Here is a 20466-nt window from a genome sequence, read left to right on the forward strand (position 1 = left end):
GTTCAGACCTTTTGCTCACGGCATGCTTTCTTCACTGTCTGGGGTGTCGTCGATCGTGACCTGGGTCAGGTCGGCGGTTCCGGTCGAGCCGAAGCCGCCCTCGCCGCGGGAGCTGCCGGGCAGCTCCTCGACGGGCACGAAAACCGCGCGGGTCACCGGCATGACGATCAATTGGGCGATTCTGTCGCCAACGGCGATATCGTACGGCACCGACATGTCGGTATTCAGGAGGGAGACCCGAATCTCGCCGCGATAGCCGGCATCCACCGTTCCCGGCGAGTTCACGATCGTGATGCCGTGCTTGCTGGCCAGGCCGCTGCGGGGCACCACGAACGCGACGAAGCCGTCGGGCAGGGCGATGGAGACGCCGGTGCCGATGGTGTACCGCTCGCCGGGCTGCAGCGTGAGCGACTCGGTCGAGCGCAGGTCGGCCCCCGCGTCGCCCGGATGGGCATAGCTGGGAATCTGCTCGGCCTTGATGAGAACTTCGACGGTTTCAGTCACGAGTCGAGGGTAGTGCAGATTCGTGGGCCAAAACTCTGATCGAATAGAGACATGACGACGTATCGGGAACGGCTGGTGCCCTCGGGCCGGATCTACCTCTATCTGATTCTGCTGATTCCCGCGAGCATCGCCGTCTTCGCGCCGATCAACATCATCGCCGGGTACATCTGCGCCGTCGTTCTCTACGTCGGCTCGGTGCTCGTGCTGTTCGCTCTGTCACCCGTCGTACGCGTCGAAGACGGCATGCTGAGCGCCGGCAAGGCGCGCATCCCGGTGGCGCTGCTCGGCGAGCCCGAGGCGGTCACGGGCGACGCGGCCACACTGGCGAGGGGCCGCAAGCTCGACGCGCGGGCCTGGCTGTGCATCCGGGGCTGGATCCAGCCGGTGGTCAAGGTCAACGTGCACGATCCCGCCGACCCGGTGCCCTACTGGCTGATCTCGTCGCGAAACCCGAACGAGCTCGTAGCCGCCCTCGAAGGGGCGAACCACGAGCTCGCTTCGTAGCGTCTGTCTACGCTTACATCTCGCATTCGATGCAGACGGGGCCGAGCTTCGTCTGGTGATCGATCTGTGAGCGGTGCTTCACGAGGAAGCAGCTCACACAGGTGAACTCGTCTGCCTGCGGCGGCAGAACCACCACGTCGAGGTCGAGATCTGAGAGGTCAGCCCCGGGCAGCTCGAAGCCGCCGGGATTGTCGGCGTCATCAACGTCTACGACGCCAGACATCTTGTCTGGCACACGCTCTTTCAGCGCCTCGATCGAGTCGGAATCGTCGTCGGTCTTGCGCGGGGCGTCGTAATCGGTTGCCATGCTTATCCACTTCTCATACGCCAGCTGAAACAAAATCGGCGGCGTTAGTTTGCATCATTCAGGGGGGAATAGCAAACCGCGATTGAGCCGGTTCGCATCCTCGCCCGTAGCAACTTACGGCACGCCCTGAACATTCCCGACTTCAGCCCCCTTGTCATGGCATCCTTGCAGGGAACTCCAGACCAAGACGGGGCCTTTCACCATGCAAGATCTAACAGTCATCGGAATCGAGAACGGGGCACTCCTCGTCGCTTCCGAATCAGGCGAGCGCTACCGCGTTGCCATCGACGAAGTGCTGCAGTCGAGGCTCCGGCAGAGTACGACGCAGGCCGATTCGGGTGTGAAGGTGTCGCCGCGCGAGATCCAGGCCCAGATCAGGGCCGGAATGAGCGCAGAAGACGTCGCCAGGGCGACCGGCGCCTCGCTCGAGTTCGTCGAGCGCTTCGAGGGCCCGGTGGTGGCCGAACGGCTGCACATCGTGAGCTCGGCCCTGCGTGTGCCGGTCAAGGTCGCCTCATCGATCGATCCACTGAGCGACGACCAGTCGTCGACGTTCGGCGACGTGGTCGAAGAGCGCCTCGAAGGCCTCGGTGCCACCGACCTGCGCTGGGCCAGCTGGAAGGAGGAGACGGGCTGGGTGGTCAAGCTCACCTTCACCGCCTCTGAGATCGATCACGATGCCCGCTGGCAGTTCGACCCCAAGCGTCACGCGCTCACCCCGCTGAATTCGGGAGCCGTGACGCTGTCGCAGCACGGCGAGATCGTCGAGGGCCTCATTCCGCGCCTGCGTGCGGTCGATGCGGATGGCCGACGAAACGATCCGGGTGCCCCGGGCGGCTCCTCCATCGCCCGTGCCGAGAGCGCGGGGCTCGCCCTCGACGAGCTCGACGACGCCTTTCCGCTCGACACCTCCGACGAGGCCGAGCCGGCTGCGAGCAGTTCAGACCCCACCGCTCCCCCGGTTCTCGTCGAGCCCACGCCGTTCAGCCGCTCGCCGTTCGCGCGCACGGCCGAAGAGTCGTCGCCGGCTGCGGCAGCCGCCGCGGTCACCCGCCAGGCCCCCGGTCCGGCCGCCCAGAACGAGACCGCCGACCTGCTCGAGGCGCTGCGCCGACGCCGCGGCGAACGCGAGGCCGCGCCATTCACCCTCGACGGCGATGACGACTTCGACGCGCTGGCGTCGACCGGGCATCCGTCGACCCGCGACAGCGGCACCGTCGCGTCGGGCTCCCGTGGCGACACGCGACCGGTCGCCCACCTGACCCGCGGATCGTCGGGTGCCACCGGCGCCACGCCGGTACCCACCGGCTCGCCCGAGGGCAGCCAGGGCACCGCGGGCCCATCGGGTGTCACCACCCTCGACGGCCTCGAGGAGACCACCCCGCAGCAGCGCCAGACCGGCCCCCAGCCCCGCTCGAAGCGCCGTGCCGCGATGCCCAGCTGGGACGAGATCGTCTTCGGCGCCCGCACCGACGACGACCTCGGCTGACCTCGCAGACCGTATGCATGAGAACGGTCGATCGTCCGCTTCACGGGCGACTCGAAGGCAGTAGTGAGCTATTCTCGAGCATGGTCTTTCGTGCTTCCCTGACGTTCACGGCGTGCGATGCCGATGTGGGTGCATTTGTGACGAAGTTCGGCGGTCAGCCGACGTGGCTGGGTGCACCGGAGTGGCCCGTCAGTCGTCGATTCGGCACGCCGATGCGATTCATAGGTCAGCTCCGTCTGAGTGACGCCGGTCATCGATCTTCCGCAATGGCGTATCTGTTCATGACTGACACCGTGACGGCAGGTCACCGTGTACCGCAAAACCGGCTCATGGACGGCGGAGAGAATGCACTGGTGTTGCAGCCCGGGAGGAACGCTCGCCTGCGAACGGTGCCTTTCGAGACCGGGCCGACGGCGGTGACCGCTCAGCACCGGTTCGGTCGTTCGTATCCGACGGCGGAGCATTCAGTCTGGCGCGCGGAGCTGACGCCACAGAGCGATCCCGAATTCATCAGCGAGGCGCGGTACCAGAGACTGGGTCCGGCCGATTGGCAGAAATATGGAGCGGCTATCGTGGGCGCCAAGATGGGTGGCACTCCCAATTTTCGGCAGGGCGATGCTTTTCCGTACGGCGATCCGACCTGGCAGCTTCTTTTACAGCTGCCCGCACTCAGTACGCCGTTCTGGCTCGACTTCGGGTATGACGGCCAGGGCTACGCCTTCGTCAATCGCCAGTTGACGAGCGGCCGCTTCTGCTGGCAGGACGGCGCGGGATGAGCAGTACGCGAGCTCAGGCGGCGAAGGCCCCGAACCGCAGCAGCGGCACGTACAGCTCGTCGTCGCTCCACGAGCCGTGCTGGCCGATCATGGTGCGCTTGGCGGCCGGGGTGCGGCGCGAGTCGTAGTAGGCGATGTTCTTGCGCGCCGCCACGATGACGTCGCCGATGCGGGGGCGGATGCCCGGCAGCACCTCGCCGAACCACCCCGCCTCGATCGCCTCGTCCCGGGTCAGCACCCAGGCGCGTTCACCCTCGGCCTCTCGCCAGGCCTCCACCACGGCGAGCCGGTCGGCGGCGGTCAGGTCGGGCTCGAAGTGCAGCTGCAGGCAGCGCGGGTCACCCGCCACGTGCCGCACACCCGCCACGAGCGACGGCTGCGTGTCGAAGAGCACGTGCGAGGTCTGTGGCACGTCGACCATGCCGTGGTCGGCGGTCAGCAGCATCCCCTCGCCCGCGCGCAGGCCGCCGGCGAACGAGGCCAGTTCGGCGTCGACCGTCTCGAGGGCGGCGATGAACTGGCCCGACTGCCAGCCGTGGGCGTGCGACGCCATGTCGAGCTCGGGAATGTAGAGGTAGAGGAGCGCGCGCTGCCCTGCCGGCACCTCATCGAGCACGCGGCGGGCCGCGGCGAAGCGGTCGGCGATGGTTTTGCCCCCGACGTAGTCCGCCCCGCGCAGCACCGCCTCGGTGAAGCCGCTCGTGGCGTAGCGCGGGGCACCGATGGCCGTGCATCCGACGCCCGCCTCGGTGGCCCGTTCGAACAGCGTCGGCACCGTCTGCCAGGTCGCGGGCTGCATGGCAGCTCCCCAGCCGGTGAGCTGATTGACCACCTCATCGGCGTCGGGCACGAGCGCGGTGTACCCCACCAGGCCGTGTGTGCCCGGTGCGACCCCGGTGGTCAGCGAGGCGAGGGCTGCGGCCGTCGTGGTCGGAAACCCGCTGGCGATTCTGCCCCTCTTGGTGAGCGCCCCGGCGAGGTGCCGGGCGTGGCCGGCTCGCGCCTTCAGCGACGAGACGCCGAGCCCGTCGACCAGCACCACGACGGCCTTCGACACCGGCGGCAACTCCAGCGTGTTGGCCGAACCTGCGAGGGCCGCGAGGCAACTCGGCAACACGTCTGTGAGGTGCGCGGCGGCAGAATCGAGGCCGGGTAGCATGGGGGGCATTGTGCCAAGTCTGGCACGCTGAGTGCCGAGAACGGCACCGTCACGACCCGACGAGACAGCTGGAATGACACCGAAGACACCCGAGCCGGCCACCACGACGCCCGAGAACATCGAAGACATCGACGTCTCGAGCGAGATGCAGGGGTCGTTCCTCGAATACGCGTATTCGGTGATCTACTCGCGGGCGCTTCCGGATGCACGCGACGGCCTCAAGCCGGTACAGCGGCGCATCCTCTACCAGATGAGCGAGATGGGCCTGCGCCCCGACCGTGGGCACGTGAAGTCGGCCCGCGTCGTGGGCGAGGTGATGGGCAAGCTGCACCCGCACGGTGACGCGTCGATCTACGACGCGATGGTGCGCCTGGCCCAGCCGTGGACGATGCGGCTGCCCCTCATCGACGGCCACGGCAACTTCGGGTCGCTCGACGACGGCCCGGCGGCATCCCGATACACCGAGGCGCGGCTGGCACCCGCGGCGCTGGTGATGACCGACGGGCTCGACGAAGACGTGGTCGACTTCGTGCCGAACTACGACAACCAGCTGACCCAGCCCGACGTGCTGCCCGCGGCGTACCCGAACCTGCTGGTCAACGGCGCGAGCGGCATCGCCGTGGGCATGGCCACGAACATGGCGCCGCACAACCTGATCGAGGTGGTGGCCGGGGCGCGGTACCTCATCACGCATCCCGATGCCACGGTCGACGAGCTCATGTCGTTCATCCCGGGGCCCGATCTGCCCGGCGGGGGCACGATCGTGGGGCTGGCGGGCATTCGCGACGCCTACGCGACGGGGCGCGGGGCGTTCAAGACCCGCGCCAAGGTCAGCGTCGAGAACCTCACCGCGCGCAAGGTCGGGCTCGTCGTCACTGAGCTGCCCTACCTCGTGGGCGCCGAGAAGGTCATCTCGAAGATCAAAGACGGCGTGAACTCGAAGAAGCTGCAGGGCGTCTCCGATGTGACCGACCTCACCGACCGCACGAACGGGCTGCGGCTCGTCATCGGCATCAAGACCGGGTTCGACCCGCTCGCCGTACTCGAGCAGCTGTACCGGCAGACCCCGCTCGAAGACTCGTTCAACATCAACAACGTCGCCCTCGTCGGCGGCAGCCCGCAGACCCTCGGGCTGAAGGAGCTGCTGCAGGTCTACGTCGACCACCGCATCGAGGTCACCACCCGGCGCACCCGGTTCCGGCTGACAAAGCGTCGCGAGCGGCTACACCTGGTGCTCGGCCTGCTGATCGCGATTCTCGACATTGACGAAGTGATCCAGGTCATCCGCAACAGCGACGACACCGACCAGGCCCGTACCCGCCTCATCGATGTCTTCGACCTCTCGGTGCTGCAGGCCGACTACATTCTCGAGCTGCGGCTGCGCCGGCTCACGAAGTTCTCACGCATCGAGCTCGAGGCCGAGCGGGATGCCCTGCAGCGCGAGATCGAACAGCTCGAAGCTCTGCTGGCCAGCCCCGCGCTCATCCGCCAGACGGTGTCTGAAGAGCTAGACGAGGTGGCCGACCGGCTCGGCACCCCTCGTCGTACGCTGCTCACCGAGGCCCGGCCGGCGCCCGCGTCGACGGCCGCGGCCCGCCGCGTTCAGGAGTCGCTCGAGCTCGCCGACACCCCCTGCCGCATCTACCTGTCGACCACGGGCCGGTCGATTCGAGTGGATGCCCGTGCTGACGACGACTCCAGTGACTTCCCCGCGCCGGCTCCGGCCGCCAGGCTTCGGCGCGGCAAGCACGACGCCGTGCGCTCCGTCGTCGAGGGCACCACGCGCACCGAGATCGGCGCCGTCACGAACCTCGGCCGGCTCATCCGCATGTCGGTGCTCGACCTGCCCGTCGTTCCCGCCAACTCGGTGCAGCTCGCTGCCGGCGTGCGCATCGCCGACTACCTCGCCCTCGACCCGAAGCGAGAGCGTGTCATCGCCCTGGTGTCTCTCACCAGCGAACGTCCGATCGCGCTCGGCACCCGCCAGGGCACGGTCAAGCGGGTCACCCCCGGCGACTGGCCGAGCAAGCCCGACTTCGAACTCATCACCCTCAAGCCCGGCGACGAGGTCGTCGGGGCCACCCAGCCCGCGGAGTCGTCGAACCTCGTCTTCGTCGCGTCGGATGCGCAGCTGCTGCACTTCCCGGCCGCGTCCGTTCGCCCGCAGGGGCGAAGCGCGGGCGGCATGGCCGGCATCAGCCTCGGCGCGGGCGCCACGGTCATCGCCTTCAGCGCGGTCGATGCGGCGGGCGGTGGCGCAGCATCCGGAGCGGATGTCGGCGAGGGGGGCGCCCCCTCTGTCGCGGGCGACGGTGCAGCATCCAACGCCGCCGTTGAGCCCGGCATCGTGGTCGTCACGATCGCGGGCAACTCATCGACCCTGCCGGGCACCGACGCCGGCTCGGCGAAGGTCTCGGCGTTCAGCGAGTTTCCCGCCAAGGGCCGTGCCACCGGTGGCGTGCGCTCCCAGCGCTTCATCAAGGGTGAGGATGCCCTGCAGCTCGCCTGGGTCGGCCCCGCCCCCGCGCTGGCTGTCGCCCCCGACGGTGCCGTGCGCACCCTGCCCGACCCGGGCGCCAAGCGCGACGCCTCAGGCACGCCTCTCGCGGCCCCCGTCGGCTCCGTCGGCTTCGCCGTCACCCTCCCCTGACGCTGCTCAGCCCGCCTCGCCCGAACGCATCCGCGGCGAATCCGCGGTAGTTCGAGGGGGTGCGGATCTGCCGAACTACCGCGCATGAGGGCCAGCGGGGGTCAGGTGTCGATGCGGTCTGCGCTCAGGCTGGCGCCGCCCGCGATGATGAACTCCTTGCGGGGGGCCACGTCGTCGCCCATGAGCAGCTCGAATGTGCGCTCGGCGGCCTGGGCATCCGTCACCCGCACGCGGCGCAGCATGCGGTGGCTCTTGTCCATGGTGGTGAGGGCGAGCTGGTCGGCATCCATCTCGCCGAGGCCCTTGTAGCGCTGAATCGGGTCTTGGTACTTCTTGTTCGTTCGCTTCAGGCCGGCCAGCACGCCGTTCAGCTCGGTCTCGGAGTACGTGTAGATCGTCTCGTTCGGCTTGGTGCCCGGGTTCATCACCACGACCCGGTGAAGCGGCGGCACCGCGGCGAATACTCGGCCCGCGTCGATCATGGGCCGCATGTAGCGGAAGAACAGCGTGAGCAGCAGCGTGCGGATGTGCGCGCCGTCGACGTCGGCGTCGCTCATCAGGATGACCTTGCCGTACCGGGCCGTGTCGATGTCGAACGAGCGGCCCGACCCGGCGCCGAGCACCTGGATGATCGACGCGCACTCGCTGTTCGACAGCATGTCGGCGACCGACGCCTTCTGCACGTTCAGGATCTTGCCGCGGATGGGCAGCAGCGCCTGGAACTCGCTGTTGCGCGCCAGCTTCGCCGTGCCGAGCGCCGAGTCGCCCTCCACGATGAAGAGCTCGCTGTTCTCGACGTCGCTCGAGCGGCAGTCGACGAGCTTCGCCGGCAGCGACGAACTCTCGAGGGCGTTCTTGCGGCGCTGCGTCTCTTTGTGGGCGCGCGCGGAGATGCGCGACTTCATCTCGGCGACGACCTTGTCGAGCACGAGGGAGGTCTGCGTCTTGTCGTCGCGTTTCGTCGACGAGAACCGCTCGCCCAGCGCCTTGGTCACGACCGAGCTGACGATGTTGCGCACGGCGGGCGTGCCGAGGATCTCCTTCGTCTGGCCCTCGAACTGCGGCTCGGGCAGGCGCACGGTGAGCACCGCCGTGAGGCCGGCGAGCACGTCTTCTTTGTCGAGCTTGTCGTTGCCGACCTTCAGCCGCCGGGCGTTCGCCTCGACCGTGGTGCGCAGAAACTTCAGCAGCCCCGCCTCGAAGCCGGCGAGGTGCGTGCCGCCCTTCGGGGTCGAGATGATGTTGACGAAGGTCTTGACCTCGGTGTCGTAGCCCGTTCCCCAGCGCAGGGCCACGTCGACCGAGCAGTCGCGGGTGAGTTCGGTCGGCACCATCGCGCCCGCGTCGCTCAGCACCGGAACGGTCTCGGTGAACGTTCCCGCCCCTTCCAGGCGCCAGGTGTCGGTCAGCGGGGCATCCGGAGCCAGGAAGTCGACGAACTCGGCCAGCCCGCCCTCGTACCGGAACGATTCGTGCAGCGGCTCTTCGCCGCGGTTGTCGGTGATGTCGAGCGCGAGGCCCGACACGAGAAACGCCGTCTGGCGGGCGCGGTCGACCAGTTCATCCGTCTGAAACTGTGTCGACTCAGTGAAGATCTGCGGGTCGGCCCAGTACCGGATTCGCGTGCCGGTCACATTTCGGCCCACCTTGCCGACCACCCGCAGTTCGCTCTTGTTCTCGAAGGGGGTGAAGGCGGCCGTCGGTGTGGGGTTCTTCGGGTCGGCGTCGGCGAAGTTGCCCGGCTCGCCGCGGTGGAACGACATCGCCCAGGTCTTGCCGTCGCGGTCGACCTCGACGTCGAGCCGCTCGCTCAGCGCGTTCACGACCGAGGCGCCCACGCCGTGCAGGCCACCGGATGCGGCATACGACCCCGAACCGAACTTGCCGCCGGCGTGCAGCTTGGTGAACACGACCTCGACGCCGCTGAGCCCCGTTCGCGGCTCGATGTCGACCGGAATGCCCCGGGCGCGGTCACGCACCTCGACGCTGTCGTCGGGGTGCAGGATGATCGAGATCTCGCTGCCGTGGCCGCCCAGAGCCTCGTCGACCGAGTTGTCGATGATCTCCCATAGGCAGTGCATGAGGCCCTTCGGGCCGGTCGAGCCGATGTACATTCCCGGGCGCTTGCGAACTGCTTCGAGGCCCTCCAGAACCGAGAGGTGTCTGGCCGAATAGTCGGAGGATGCCAAAGAGTGCTCCTTGCGAGATGTGATGGGTGGGCCCCAACGTCTAAGACTACTTTCCTGCCCTGTTGTCAACGGGCACCGACACCCGCGACCAATCCGCCGGTACGCGCACAGCGAAACACATGAGAATGTAACCTCGAAGGAACATCCGCATGCTTGAATCGGTTATACAGATTGTCTGAGGTACGAACCCGTGAGGAGCCATAAGATGCAATCAATTGCAACAGATGACGGCGTGGTAGGCGATCTGCAAGCGAGCAGGCAGTTGACCGGCGCAGACCGCTGCGACAGCTGTGGCGCCCAGGCGTACATCCGTGTCGAGATGGCCAGCGGCGAACTGCTGTTCTGCGCCCACCACGGCCGTGAGGTGCACGCGAAGCTCTTCCCGATCGCCAAGAGCTGGCACGACGAGTCCGCGCGACTCCTCGAAGACCACCGCTCGTAGGCTCACCGTGCAGCGCTTCTAGCGTTGCGCCCGAACGTCGGCGGCGCCGGTGCATCCTCGGATGCCCGGCGCCGCTTTTTCGTGCCCGCACGGCCCACGTGCAGATCAACGGGCGTGCAGCGCCGCGACGGCGGCGGTCGTCTCCTCGGCCAGCAGGTCGGCGTGCATCGCCACGCCCGCCATCAGCCCGGCCGCCGCAGACGAGACCACCTGCGCCATCGGGTCGGTCACGGTGCCCGCCACCCGCAGCCCCGGCACGGTGGTCGCACGCGTGCGTGGCGAGAACGTCGCGACGCCTGTGGCGGCAAACATCGTTGCCACCCTGGCAAACTGGCAGCATGACCGCAGCACAAGGCAACACCGGACACCGCATCACAGCCCACCGCACCACAGCGCACGACTCCACGTCGCCCGGCACCCCAGGCCACCGCACCCCAGCGCACGGCACCGCAGCGCTCGGCACCCCAGCGCACGACAACCCCCCAGCCGGCGACACCGAGTCGGTGCTCGCGGGCGTCGGCCTGCGCCTGCGCACCCTGCGCGTCAACCGCGACCGTACGCTCGCCGACGTGTCGCTCGCCACCGGCATCTCGCTCAGTACGCTCAGCCGCCTCGAGTCGGGGCAGCGCCGGGCGACCCTCGAGCTGTTGCTACCTCTCGCCCGGGAGTACGGCGTGCCCCTCGACGAGCTGGTCGGCGCACCGGCCACGGGCGACCCGCGCATCCACATCCGTGCGCTGAGGCGGCACGGGCAGACCATTCTGCCGCTCAGCCGCGGCGTGTCGGGGCTGCAGGCGTTCAAGCACATCATCGCGCCGGGGCCGACCGACGTGCATCCAGCGCCCAAGACGCACCCGGGGTTCGAGTGGCTCTACGTGCTGAAGGGCAACCTCCGCCTCGTTCTCGGCACCCACGACCTCGTGCTGCCCGCCGGCGAGGTCGCCGAGTTCAGCACCGAGACACCGCACTGGTTCGGCCGCGCCGACACGAACGCGGTCGAGTTCCTGAGCCTCTTCGGCCCGCAGGGCGAACGGATGCACGTGCGAGCCACCACGGCCCCGTGACGCCCGGCCCCCGTGGAAGAGCCCGGCGGGCCCTACTCTGAGAGCGGCGCCGCCGCGATGGTCGCCCGGGCTTCGGCCGCCCGCCGATCGATCTCGACGAGGTCGGGGGTCGCGGCGGGCAGCGTCGCCCCGCGCCGCGCGAGGGCGGCCTCGAGCAGCCAGTCGGCCAGGGCCGGGTTGTTGGCGAGCACAGGGCCGTGCAGGTGCGTTCCGATGAGGTTTTCGACCCAGTAGCCCTCGACCCGGGCATCCGGAGCCACCAGCACCGTGCCCGACGCCGTGCCACCGGAGGCCGCGACGGCAGCCGCCCCGGCACTCGCGCCCGGGCCCGACGCGGCGACGTTGCCCCGGCCGTATACGACGTGCCCGATCGGGTCGGCGTCTCTGATGTCGATGTACGACCCGCGGTTCTCAAACCCGACGAGCGTGCCGACCCTCGACTCCACGACGAAGTCGCCGACCACACGCTCACCCGCCACGACCGTGGTCACGGGAAAGACGCCGGCGCCGACCAGGCCGGTTCCGTCGGCGAGGGTCACCGACTCCCCCAGCAGCTGGAAGCCGGCGCCCACCGCCAGAACGGGCACGCCCGCTGCGGCGAGCGACCGCAGCACGGGGGCGATCGCGAGCAGACCGGGCTGGGTCTCGACCTGGGCCGACACGGGCCCGCTGCCGATGAACACGAGGTCGACGGCGTCGACGGCCGGCACGGTGTCGCCGGCCTCGATGCGGGTGACCTCCACCGGGATGCCACGCGACGATGCCCGGCGGCGCAGAATGTCGACGTTTCCGCTCTCACCGTTCAGGCCGAGCGTGCGTGCGAACAGGTGCAGGATGCGCAGCGGTGCGCCCTCGCCGGCACCCGCCGCGCCGGCCCCCGGTTCGATGTGTGCGTCGCTCACGAGCGACCACCTCCCTCGAGCTCTTTGAAGCCCAGGATCTTGCGAATCGACATCATCTGCTCATAGTTCAGAATCATCGTCTTGCGCCCCCGCGTCGGGCGCGGCAGGGCCAGGAACGACTTCAGCGCGGCCCGAACGTCGAGGTCGACGCCGCCCACCGGAATGTCGGCGTAGCCGAGCCGCACGGCGAACTGCCAGGCCTTCGACCCGGTGATCATGTCGACGTGGTCGAGGCTCGACAGATCGATGTCGTACACCCACGACGGGTCTGGCGTGCCCTCGTCGACCGCCATGAACACCTGCTCGGGAGCGAACTCGAGCGAATCGAGGTTGAGCTGAAGGCTGGCCGGGTTCTTCATCATGATGATCTCGATGTCTTCGCCGTCGACCTGCAGGAGCTCGCCACGGCCGTAGACCGTGCTGAGCCCGTTCAGCGCGGCGGTGACGAGCCCCGGCCGGAACCGGCTGCCGAGAATCGCCTTCGCCGCGGCGGTGGCACCCGCTGCGTCGAGCGCATAGTGCAGCCCGCGCGACGGCAGCCGAACGGCCACGTCGATACCGTCGATCGCGAGCACGGCCTGACTGTCGCCGAGGTCGGTGACGGTCACGTCGGCGTCACGGCCGCCGGCCTGCACCCGGTCGTCGCCGAACCGGTCGGCCGAGGCGAGACCGTGTGCGGCTGATCCGATGATCTCGGGGGTGGCTCCGAAGAACGACACCGCGCGCGTCGATGTGAACGCCTGGCCGAGCCGGCTGTCGAGGTCGACGAGGTGGTTGTCGTCGCGGTTGAGCACGAGCGACGTCGTGGCGGCACCGGCCACCTGTTCGAGCATCCGCACCACCCGGTCTGGCTCGTGGTAGCGGTTCAGCTGGTCGATCTGGATGTTCAGCAGCAGCACCGTCGACGGCGTCAGCATCGTCGTGATCTTCGGGCCGTAGCCCTCGTCGACCTCGAGGATGGCGATGTCGGCGTCGAGAACGCCGGTCAGCGACACCCCGGCCAGCACCGACGACGCGATGCCCTGCGGCAGGTTGCCGCCCGAGGGGTTGGTGAACACCTTCAGGCCGTGCTCGCGCAGGATACCCGCGAGCATGTTAGTCGTGGTCGACTTGCCGTTCGATCCGGATACCGCGACGACACCGAGCGGAATGCGGGCGATGGTGTCTTGCAGGAACGTCGGGTTGATCTTCAGCGCGATGTTGCCCGGGATGGCCGACCCGCCGCCGCGCGCACGCGCGGCAACGCGTACGGCACGACCGACGAGAACGGCTGCCGTGGTACGAAACCCCACGTTCTACTCGAGGTAGTCGCGCAGTGACTGCGACCGCGACGGGTGACGCAGCTTCGCCATGGTCTTCGACTCGATCTGGCGGATGCGCTCACGCGTCACGCCGAATGTGTCACCGATCTGGTCGAGCGTCTTCGGCATGCCGTCGCCGAGGCCGAAGCGCATGCGGATGACGCCGGCTTCGCGCTCGGAGAGCGAGTCGAGCAGCGACTCCAGCTGCTTCTGCAGCATCGTGAAGCCCACCGCGTCGGCCGGAACGACCGCTTCGGTGTCTTCGATGAGGTCGCCGAACTCGCTGTCGCCGTCTTCACCGAGCGGAGTGTGCAGCGAGATGGGCTCACGGCCGTACTTCTGCACCTCGACGACCTTCTCGGGCGTCATGTCGAGTTCGCGCGACAGCTCTTCGGGCGTGGGCTCGCGACCGAGGTCTTGCAGCATCTGGCGCTGCACGCGGGCGAGCTTGTTGATGACCTCGACCATGTGCACCGGAATGCGGATGGTGCGGGCCTGGTCGGCCATGGCGCGCGTGATAGCCTGGCGGATCCACCACGTGGCGTAGGTCGAGAACTTGAAGCCCTTGGTGTAGTCGAACTTCTCGACGGCACGGATCAGGCCCAGGTTGCCCTCTTGGATGAGGTCGAGAAACTGCATGCCGCGACCGGTGTAGCGCTTCGCGAGCGACACCACGAGGCGCAGGTTCGCGCCGAGCAGGTGACTCTTGGCACGCTGGCCGTCTTTGGCGACCCACTGCAGCTCACGCTTCAGCTGGGGCGTCAGGTTCTCGGTGTTCGCCAGCTTGTCTTCGGCGAACAGGCCGGCCTCGATGCGCATGGCCAGCTCGACCTCTTCGGCCGCGTTCAGCAGGGCGACCTTGCCGATCTGCTTCAAATAGTCTTTGACCGGGTCGGCGGTGGCGCCGGTGATCGCGCTGGAGTACACCGGCACGTCATCGTCGTCGTCGACCAGCGACAGCACGAGCGCACCCGACGGCAGCGCCTCGGCGACGGCGCTCTTCGCTGAGTCGTCGTCGGAGTCGTCGTCGGTCGCGACGACCTCGTCGGTCGCAACGGCGTCGTCGTCTGCGACTGCGGCGACGACCAGCACGTCTTCGGTCTCGACCACTTCGACGTCGCCCACCTCGACGTCGTCGTCGAGGTCGATGGCCTCGTCGTCGTCGCCGTCAGCGGCGGCAGTCGCCTTGCTCGCGGTGGCCTTGCCCTTGGCAGCGGTCTTGGTGGCGGGGCCCTTGCCGGCGGCCGCCTTCTTGGCAGGCGCGCTCTTGGCGGGCGCCTTGGTGGCAGTCTTCGGGGCAGCAGCTGCCTTCGAAGCGGTCTTCGTGGTTGGGGCTGGAGCAGTGACCACTGCTTCCGGAGCCTTCGTGGTGGCCATACGATCACCTTTCACACCGGTTGAGATGGCAGCAGAGGTCGGTGAAAGTGCACCGCCCCCGCATTCACGGTCAACCAGAGTTGTTTTTTGACATTACTAAGACCCATGTCAAGTGCCGGGAATTCGCGTGGTCGTCTGACGGACCACCCCAGCACAAGAACGGGTCTCTGACTACAATTATTGCACGGTTTGCGGTGCCTAGCTGACCAACGGCATCGGTGTCAACACCGATTTCTCGAATCAGCGGATGCGCTGCCTCTGGCGCTGCCAGGCCCCACTCACTGCAACCCACAAGGGGGCTACCGATATTCCCTCGTCTTCCTCGAGTTGGCGGCGCGCACGGCGCCGCGCGCCGAGCAGGAAGACGACGCCGATGCCGATGACGACGTACTGGATGCAGAACGCGACCCTGAACGCGCCGAGGTCGTAGAGGCTGCTGCTGAAGCCCAGGTTGTGCTGCAGGTCGAGCAGCACGCCGATCACGAACATCATGATGAAGCTGGCCGTGAAGCCGCCGACGTTGACCACCCCGTTGGCCGAGCCGAGGGTGTGCGGCGGATTGAACGTTCGGGCGAAGTCGAAGCCGATGAGCGACCCTGGGCCGCCGATGCCGAGCGCGACAACGAGCACGACGATCAGCCACACGGGTGGCACGCCCGGCCAGAGCAGCACCACGGTCCACACGACGGCGAGCATCCCCACGATCGCGAGAACGAGGTTCGACCGCCGGGTCGGAAAGCGGGCGGTCAGGATGCCCAGGATCGGCCCGGCGACGAGGCCGATGAGCACCATCACCACGAGCAACGCCGACGCGAGCCCCGAGTCGAAGCCGAGCGCCGACACCATGAACGGAAAACCCCAGAACAGGGCGAACACCGTTCCCGACGACTGGGTGACGAAGTGCGACCAGAAGCCGAGCTGGGTTCCGGGGCGGCGCAGGGTCGGCCCGAGCCGGCTGAGCACGGTGGCGAACGTCGGTGCCATCGGCGGCACCACCGAGGCCGGCCGGTCACGCAGTGCGATGAGGCTGAGCACGAAGGCGAGAAAACCGACGGTCGCCGCCGAGGTGAAGGCCACCGACCATCCGGCGGTGTGCAGAACGTAGGCGAACGGAAGGGCCGAGAGAATCTGGCCGAGCGCGCCGATGTTGCCCATCCACTGCGACAGCTGCGGCACGATGCGCCCCGAGAACCACGAGTTGACGAGCCGGATGACCGAGATGAAGATCGCGGAGTCGCCCGCCCCCACCAGAACCCGCCCCAGAATCGCGATTCCGATGCTCGGCGAGAATGCGAGCACGAGCTGGCCGGCCACCATGATTCCGGTGCCGGCGATGACCAGCACGCGCGGCCCCAGCTTGTCGATCAGCACGCCGTTCGGAATCTGCAGTGCGGCGTAGACGATCAGCTGCACCACGGCGAGGCTCGACAGCACCGCGGCCGACGTGTCGAAGCGCTCGGCGGCCGACACCCCCGCGACGCCCAGAGTCGAGCGCTGCAGAACCGCGGCGACGTAGGCGAGCGCTGCGACGCCGAAGATCAGCCAGGAGCGTCGCGAGTTCACTCGCCTCAGTCTAGAGGAGGCCTACAGACCACACGAGGTCGACAGACCACACGAGGCCCACAGACCACCCGAGGCCGGCAGACCAGACGGGGCCCGTACACGCCGGAATGCCTGCAGACGTGCGTCGGCGCAGGGCCTACAGCCCGCCGAAACCCGGGGTGCCGTCGTCGCCGCGCCGCTTGATGGCGAGAAAGTTCTCGAGCTCTGCCGCGATCTCGTCGGCCGACGGCAGTTCGCCGTCTTCATCGGTGAGCGGCGACCGCAGCCCGGCGTTCTCCATATAGCTGTCGTGCCGCTCCTCGAGGGTGCCGACGAGCTTCTCGAGCTCGGAGTTGGAGCCGACCTGCTGGTCGATCTTCGTCAGAAACTCGCGGCCCTCTTCGCGCAGTTTGTCGGTGGGAAAGATGAGGCCCGTCGCGGCGCTGATGCACTCCAGCGCGGCCACGGCCGCCGACGGGTACTCGGTGTCGGCGAGGTAGTGCGGAATGAGCAGCACGAACCCGGCAACCGGATGCCCCAGCTGCTGCAGCCGGTACTCCATCAGGTGCAGCACGTTCGACGGAACCTGGGTGTGCGGCTTCCACACCGACATGGCCTCGGTGAGTTCGACCCGGTTGCCGCTCACGGTGACGCCGATGGCGCGGGTGTGCGGAACGGGCATCGGAATCGCGTGCACCCACGTCGTGGTCTTCACCGCGAACAGGTCGATCAGCGTCAGCACCGCCGCCGTGAACTGCTCCCAGCGGAAGTCGGGCTCGAAGCCGTGCAGCAACAGGAACTGCTGGCCGAGCTCGTCGCTGACGAGGTACAGGCGCAGCGTCTGCGGCTGGTAGTCGGTGAGGTGATCCTGGTCGAAGTAGATGATCGGCCGGCGCGCCCGGTAGTCGAGCAGGGTGTCGGCGTCGAACTCGGCCACGATGCGGTTGCCGAGCGTGTCGAGCACGTACTCGCCGAACTGGCTGACGGCTGAGCCGGCGTCGGTGAATCCCGTCAGCGCGGCGACCAGTGGCAGCCCGCGCGGGATCTGGTCGACTTCGTCGGCCAGTTCGTACAGCTCTGCCGGATCCTTCATGGTTTCCACTCTAATCTGACCGTTGCGGCCCTGAGCGTCGTCGGCTCAAGCCCACAGCGAACGCGGCCCTCTGCCGCCTCGGTAGCATTAAGCGCATGAGCCTTCCCGATATTTCCGTCACCAGCATTCCCGCAGCCGAACTCGACACCGACGTACTGGTTCTGGCAGCGACCCGCACCGGCGACGTGGTCGAGCTGGTGCGTCCGGCCGGTCTGCCGGCAGAGGCCGGCGATGCCCTCGAGGGCATGTTCGAGGGGCTGGGGTTCGGCGGCAAGAAAGACGAGGTCGTTCGGGTGCCGTCGGTCGCGGGCATCCGGGCCCGGGTCGTGGTGCTGGTCGGGCTGGGCGCGAAACCCGCAGAGGGCACGCCGTCGACCGAGACGCTGCGCTACGCGGCGGGTGCGGCGACCCGCCGGGTTCGCGGCCAGCACAGCTTCGGCTTCGGCCTGCCCGTGGGGGGCGCTGCCGACGTGCGCGCGGTGCTCGAGGGGGCCGCGCTGGGCGCCTACAGCTACACGCACTACCGGGCGAAGTCGCTGGATGCCCGGCAGGCGCCGCCCGAGAGCATCACCCTCGCGGCAGGGGCCGCGGCCGACCCGAGGTCGGGGTCAGGGTCAGGGTCAGACGCAGGCTCAGACTCGGGGTCTGGGTCAGACGCAGGCTCGGGCTCGGGCTCGGGCTTCGGCGCCGGCGTCGCTGCAGCCGTCGACGCCGCACGCGAGACCGCCCGCGCGGTCGCGCTCGTGCGCGACCTCGTCAACGAGGCGCCGCTCGACCTCTACCCCGAGACCTTCGTGCAGCGGGCGACCGACGCCGCCGGGGAGCTGCCCGTGACGATCACCGTGTGGGGCGAGGCCGAGCTCGTCGAGGGCGGCTTCGGAGGCATCCTGGGTGTCGGTCAGGGCTCCACCCGCGGGCCGCGGCTCGTTCGGGTCTCCTACGACCCCGAGGGCGCACAGAGGCACCTCGCGCTCGTCGGAAAGGGAATCACCTTCGACTCGGGTGGGCTCTCGCTCAAGCCACCGGCGTCGATGATCGGCATGAAGAACGACATGACCGGTGCGGCGGTGGCGCTGGCCGTGGTGCTCGCGGCAGCGGCGCGCGGGCTCGACACGCGCGTGACGGGGTGGCTGTGCCTGGCCGAGAACATGCCGTCGGGCTCGGCCATTCGCCCGGGCGATGTGCTGAGCATCCACGGCGGCCGCACCGTCGAGGTGCTGAACACCGACGCCGAGGGGCGCCTCGTGCTCGCCGACGGCCTCGTCGCCGCCAGCGAGGAGCACCCCGACGCGATCATCGACATCGCCACGCTGACCGGCGCGCAGGTCACCGCGCTCGGCAACCGCTACGTCGGAACGATGGGCGACGACGACCTGGTCGCCAGCGTGGTCGCGTCGGCGAAGGCCGTCGGCGAGACCCTCTGGCCGATGCCGCTGCCGGCCGAACTGCGGCCGCTGCTGAACTCCGACATCGCCGACCTGCAGAACGTCAAGCCGGGCAACACCGCCGGCGGCATGCTGATCGCGGGGATCTTCCTCAGCGAATTCGTCGGCGAACGGGCCGACGGCGGCGGAACCATCCCGTGGGTGCACCTCGACATCGCAGGTCCCGCGGTCAACGGCGGCGAGGGCTACGGCTTCACGCCGAAGGGCCCGACCGGGGTCACCGTTCGAACGCTGATCGACCTCGCAGAGAAGCTCGCGGCGCAGCCGGAGGCCTGACGACACGTAGTAGGCTCGCAGGGGCGAATTTGACTCGCCGTCATGCACGTGAAGGAGTCTCGTAGTGTCGGAACAGAACTTTGACCTGGTCATTCTGGGCGGCGGAAGTGGCGGCTACGCGGCTGCACTCCGCGCCAGCCAGCTGGGTCTGACGGTCGCATTGGTCGAGAAAGACAAACTCGGCGGCACCTGCCTGCACCGCGGCTGCATTCCGACGAAGGCCCTGCTGCACTCCGCCGAGGTCGCCGACGTCTCGCGCGAGTCGTCGAAGTACGGCGTCAAGACCACCTTCGAGGGCATCGACCTGCCGGCCGTCACCGCCTACCGCGAGGGAATCGTCTCCAGCAAGTTCAAAGGCCTCGAGGGCCTGATCAACGCGCGCAAGATCACGGTCATCCGTGGCGAGGGCACGCTGGTCGGCCCGAAGTCGGTGCAGGTCGGCGACGACCGCATCACGGGCAAGAATGTGGTTCTGGCGACCGGGTCGTACTCACGTTCGCTTCCCGGCCTCGAACTCGGCGGCCGCGTCATCACGAGCCAGGAGGCTCTGGCCCTCGACTTCATCCCCAAGAAGGTCGCCATCCTCGGCGGCGGCGTCATCGGCGTCGAGTTCGCCAGTGTGTGGAAGTCGTTCGGCGCCGACGTGTCGATCATCGAAGCGCTCCCCCACCTCGTGCCAAACGAAGAAGAGTCGATCAGCAAGCAGTTCGAGCGGGCGTACCGCAAGCGCGGTATCGAGTTCTCGCTCGGCGTGCGCTTCCAGGGCGTGACGCAGGATGAGCAGGGTGTCGTCGTGACGCTCGAGAACGGCACCACGATCGAGGCCGAGCTGCTGCTCGTCGCCGTCGGTCGCGGCCCGTCGACGGCCGGCCTCGGCTTCGAAGAGCAGGGCGTCACCATCGACCGGGGCTTCGTCATCACCAACGAGCGTCTCGAGACCAGCGTTCCCGGCATCTACGCCGTGGGCGACATCGTTCCCGGCCTGCAGCTCGCCCACCGCGGATTCCAGCAGGGCATCTTCGTGGCCGAAGAGATCGCGGGCCTCGCGCCGCAGATCGTCGAAGACGTGAACATCCCGAAGGTCACCTACTCCGACCCCGAGGTGGCGTCGGTGGGCTACACCCAGGCGAAGGCGGCCGAGAAGTTCGGTGCCGACCAGGTCTCGTCGTACGAGTACAACCTGGCGGGCAACGGCAAGAGCCACATCATCGGCACCTCCGGTTCGGTGAAGGTCGTTCGGGTGAACGGCGGGCCCGTGGTGGGCATCCACATGATCGGCGCCCGCGTCGGCGAGCTCATCGGCGAGGGCCAGCTCATCGTCAACTGGGAGGCCTACCCCGAAGACGTGGCTTCGCTCATCCACGCCCACCCCACCCAGAACGAGGCGCTCGGCGAGGCGCACCTGGCGCTGGCGGGCAAGCCGCTGCACGCCCTGTAGACCACCAG

The 20466-nt window shown here is 68.3% G+C and carries 18 protein-coding genes; 8 read left to right on the forward strand and 10 right to left on the reverse strand.

The genetic code is table 11. The annotated features are described in order from the left end of the window. Positions 1-15: 15 nt before the first annotated feature. Complete coding sequence (gene dut, locus V3W46_RS11805) at positions 16-504, reverse strand: dUTP diphosphatase (RefSeq protein WP_331783318.1); 489 nt, start codon at positions 502-504, stop codon at positions 16-18. Positions 505-555: 51 nt separating this feature from the next. Between dut and V3W46_RS11810 the strand changes: the two genes are divergently transcribed. Next, a complete protein-coding gene (locus V3W46_RS11810; RefSeq protein ID WP_331783319.1) occupies positions 556-1008 on the forward strand; it encodes a DUF3093 domain-containing protein in 453 nt (150 codons plus the stop codon). A gap of 13 nt (positions 1009-1021) precedes the next feature. Here the strand turns inward: V3W46_RS11810 and V3W46_RS11815 are convergent, their stop codons facing one another. Next, positions 1022-1315, reverse strand: a complete 294-nt coding sequence (locus V3W46_RS11815) for a DUF4193 domain-containing protein (RefSeq protein ID WP_104244106.1) — start codon at positions 1313-1315, stop codon at positions 1022-1024. Between the two features lie 202 nt (positions 1316-1517). Here V3W46_RS11815 and sepH point away from each other — a divergent pair, with 202 nt between their 5' ends. Together sepH and V3W46_RS11825 are read left to right on the forward strand one after the other, a co-directional pair. Then, positions 1518-2804, forward strand: coding sequence for a septation protein SepH (gene sepH, locus V3W46_RS11820; protein ID WP_331783320.1), 1287 nt, complete (start codon positions 1518-1520; stop codon positions 2802-2804). A gap of 17 nt (positions 2805-2821) precedes the next feature. Continuing rightward, positions 2822-3580 (forward strand): DUF1963 domain-containing protein, encoded by a 759-nt coding sequence (locus V3W46_RS11825; RefSeq protein ID WP_331783321.1) that lies wholly within the window; start codon positions 2822-2824, stop codon positions 3578-3580. A gap of 13 nt (positions 3581-3593) precedes the next feature. Here V3W46_RS11825 and V3W46_RS11830 read toward each other — a convergent pair whose 3' ends face one another. After that, a complete protein-coding gene (locus V3W46_RS11830; RefSeq protein WP_331783322.1) occupies positions 3594-4748 on the reverse strand; it encodes an alkaline phosphatase family protein in 1155 nt (384 codons plus the stop codon). A gap of 64 nt (positions 4749-4812) precedes the next feature. On the opposite strand from V3W46_RS11830, the gene V3W46_RS11835 reads away from it, so the two are divergent. Further along, positions 4813-7389, forward strand: a complete 2577-nt coding sequence (locus V3W46_RS11835) for a DNA gyrase/topoisomerase IV subunit A (RefSeq protein ID WP_331783323.1) — start codon at positions 4813-4815, stop codon at positions 7387-7389. A gap of 101 nt (positions 7390-7490) precedes the next feature. On the opposite strand, the gene V3W46_RS11840 is transcribed toward V3W46_RS11835, so the two are convergent. Then, positions 7491-9578: a DNA gyrase/topoisomerase IV subunit B gene (locus V3W46_RS11840; RefSeq protein ID WP_331783324.1), complete on the reverse strand. Its 2088-nt coding sequence runs from the start codon at positions 9576-9578 to the stop codon at positions 7491-7493. Positions 9579-9783: 205 nt separating this feature from the next. Here V3W46_RS11840 and V3W46_RS11845 point away from each other — a divergent pair, with 205 nt between their 5' ends. Beyond that, positions 9784-10020 carry a DUF7455 domain-containing protein gene (locus tag V3W46_RS11845; RefSeq protein ID WP_331783325.1) on the forward strand — a complete coding sequence of 79 codons (237 nt, stop codon included), beginning with the start codon at positions 9784-9786 and terminating at the stop codon, positions 10018-10020. A gap of 105 nt (positions 10021-10125) precedes the next feature. Here V3W46_RS11845 and V3W46_RS11850 read toward each other — a convergent pair whose 3' ends face one another. Further along, on the reverse strand, positions 10126-10332 hold the full coding sequence (locus V3W46_RS11850) for a hypothetical protein (RefSeq protein WP_331783326.1): 207 nt from the start codon (positions 10330-10332) through the stop codon (positions 10126-10128). A 26-nt stretch (positions 10333-10358) separates the two neighbouring features. Between V3W46_RS11850 and V3W46_RS11855 the strand changes: the two genes are divergently transcribed. Next, the gene (locus tag V3W46_RS11855) at positions 10359-11084 is read left to right on the forward strand and encodes a helix-turn-helix domain-containing protein (RefSeq protein ID WP_331783327.1); all 726 of its coding nucleotides are present in this window, start codon (positions 10359-10361) and stop codon (positions 11082-11084) included. A 32-nt stretch (positions 11085-11116) separates the two neighbouring features. Here V3W46_RS11855 and V3W46_RS11860 read toward each other — a convergent pair whose 3' ends face one another. The 5 genes from V3W46_RS11860 to V3W46_RS11880 all read right to left on the reverse strand — a co-directional run bounded on the left by V3W46_RS11860 (position 11117) and on the right by V3W46_RS11880 (position 17299). Continuing rightward, positions 11117-11986: a type 1 glutamine amidotransferase gene (locus V3W46_RS11860; protein ID WP_331783328.1), complete on the reverse strand. Its 870-nt coding sequence runs from the start codon at positions 11984-11986 to the stop codon at positions 11117-11119. Continuing rightward, positions 11983-13278 (reverse strand): MurT ligase domain-containing protein, encoded by a 1296-nt coding sequence (locus V3W46_RS11865; RefSeq protein WP_331783329.1) that lies wholly within the window; start codon positions 13276-13278, stop codon positions 11983-11985. Before V3W46_RS11865 ends, V3W46_RS11860 begins: the two co-directional genes overlap by 4 nt. A gap of 3 nt (positions 13279-13281) precedes the next feature. Then, complete coding sequence (locus tag V3W46_RS11870) at positions 13282-14664, reverse strand: RNA polymerase sigma factor (protein WP_331783330.1); 1383 nt, start codon at positions 14662-14664, stop codon at positions 13282-13284. A 240-nt stretch (positions 14665-14904) separates the two neighbouring features. Beyond that, positions 14905-16227 (reverse strand): MFS transporter, encoded by a 1323-nt coding sequence (locus V3W46_RS11875; RefSeq protein ID WP_331783331.1) that lies wholly within the window; start codon positions 16225-16227, stop codon positions 14905-14907. Between the two features lie 136 nt (positions 16228-16363). Then, positions 16364-17299 (reverse strand): proteasome assembly chaperone family protein, encoded by a 936-nt coding sequence (locus tag V3W46_RS11880; protein ID WP_331783332.1) that lies wholly within the window; start codon positions 17297-17299, stop codon positions 16364-16366. Between the two features lie 95 nt (positions 17300-17394). Here V3W46_RS11880 and V3W46_RS11885 point away from each other — a divergent pair, with 95 nt between their 5' ends. Together V3W46_RS11885 and lpdA are read left to right on the forward strand one after the other, a co-directional pair. Then, positions 17395-19020 (forward strand): leucyl aminopeptidase, encoded by a 1626-nt coding sequence (locus V3W46_RS11885; RefSeq protein ID WP_331783333.1) that lies wholly within the window; start codon positions 17395-17397, stop codon positions 19018-19020. Positions 19021-19084: 64 nt separating this feature from the next. Continuing rightward, a complete protein-coding gene (gene lpdA, locus V3W46_RS11890) occupies positions 19085-20458 on the forward strand; it encodes a dihydrolipoyl dehydrogenase (RefSeq protein WP_331783334.1) in 1374 nt (457 codons plus the stop codon). The last annotated feature ends 8 nt before the right edge of the window (positions 20459-20466 follow it).

This window comes from Subtercola sp. YIM 133946, assembly GCF_036553535.1.
GTDB lineage: Bacteria > Actinomycetota > Actinomycetes > Actinomycetales > Microbacteriaceae > Subtercola.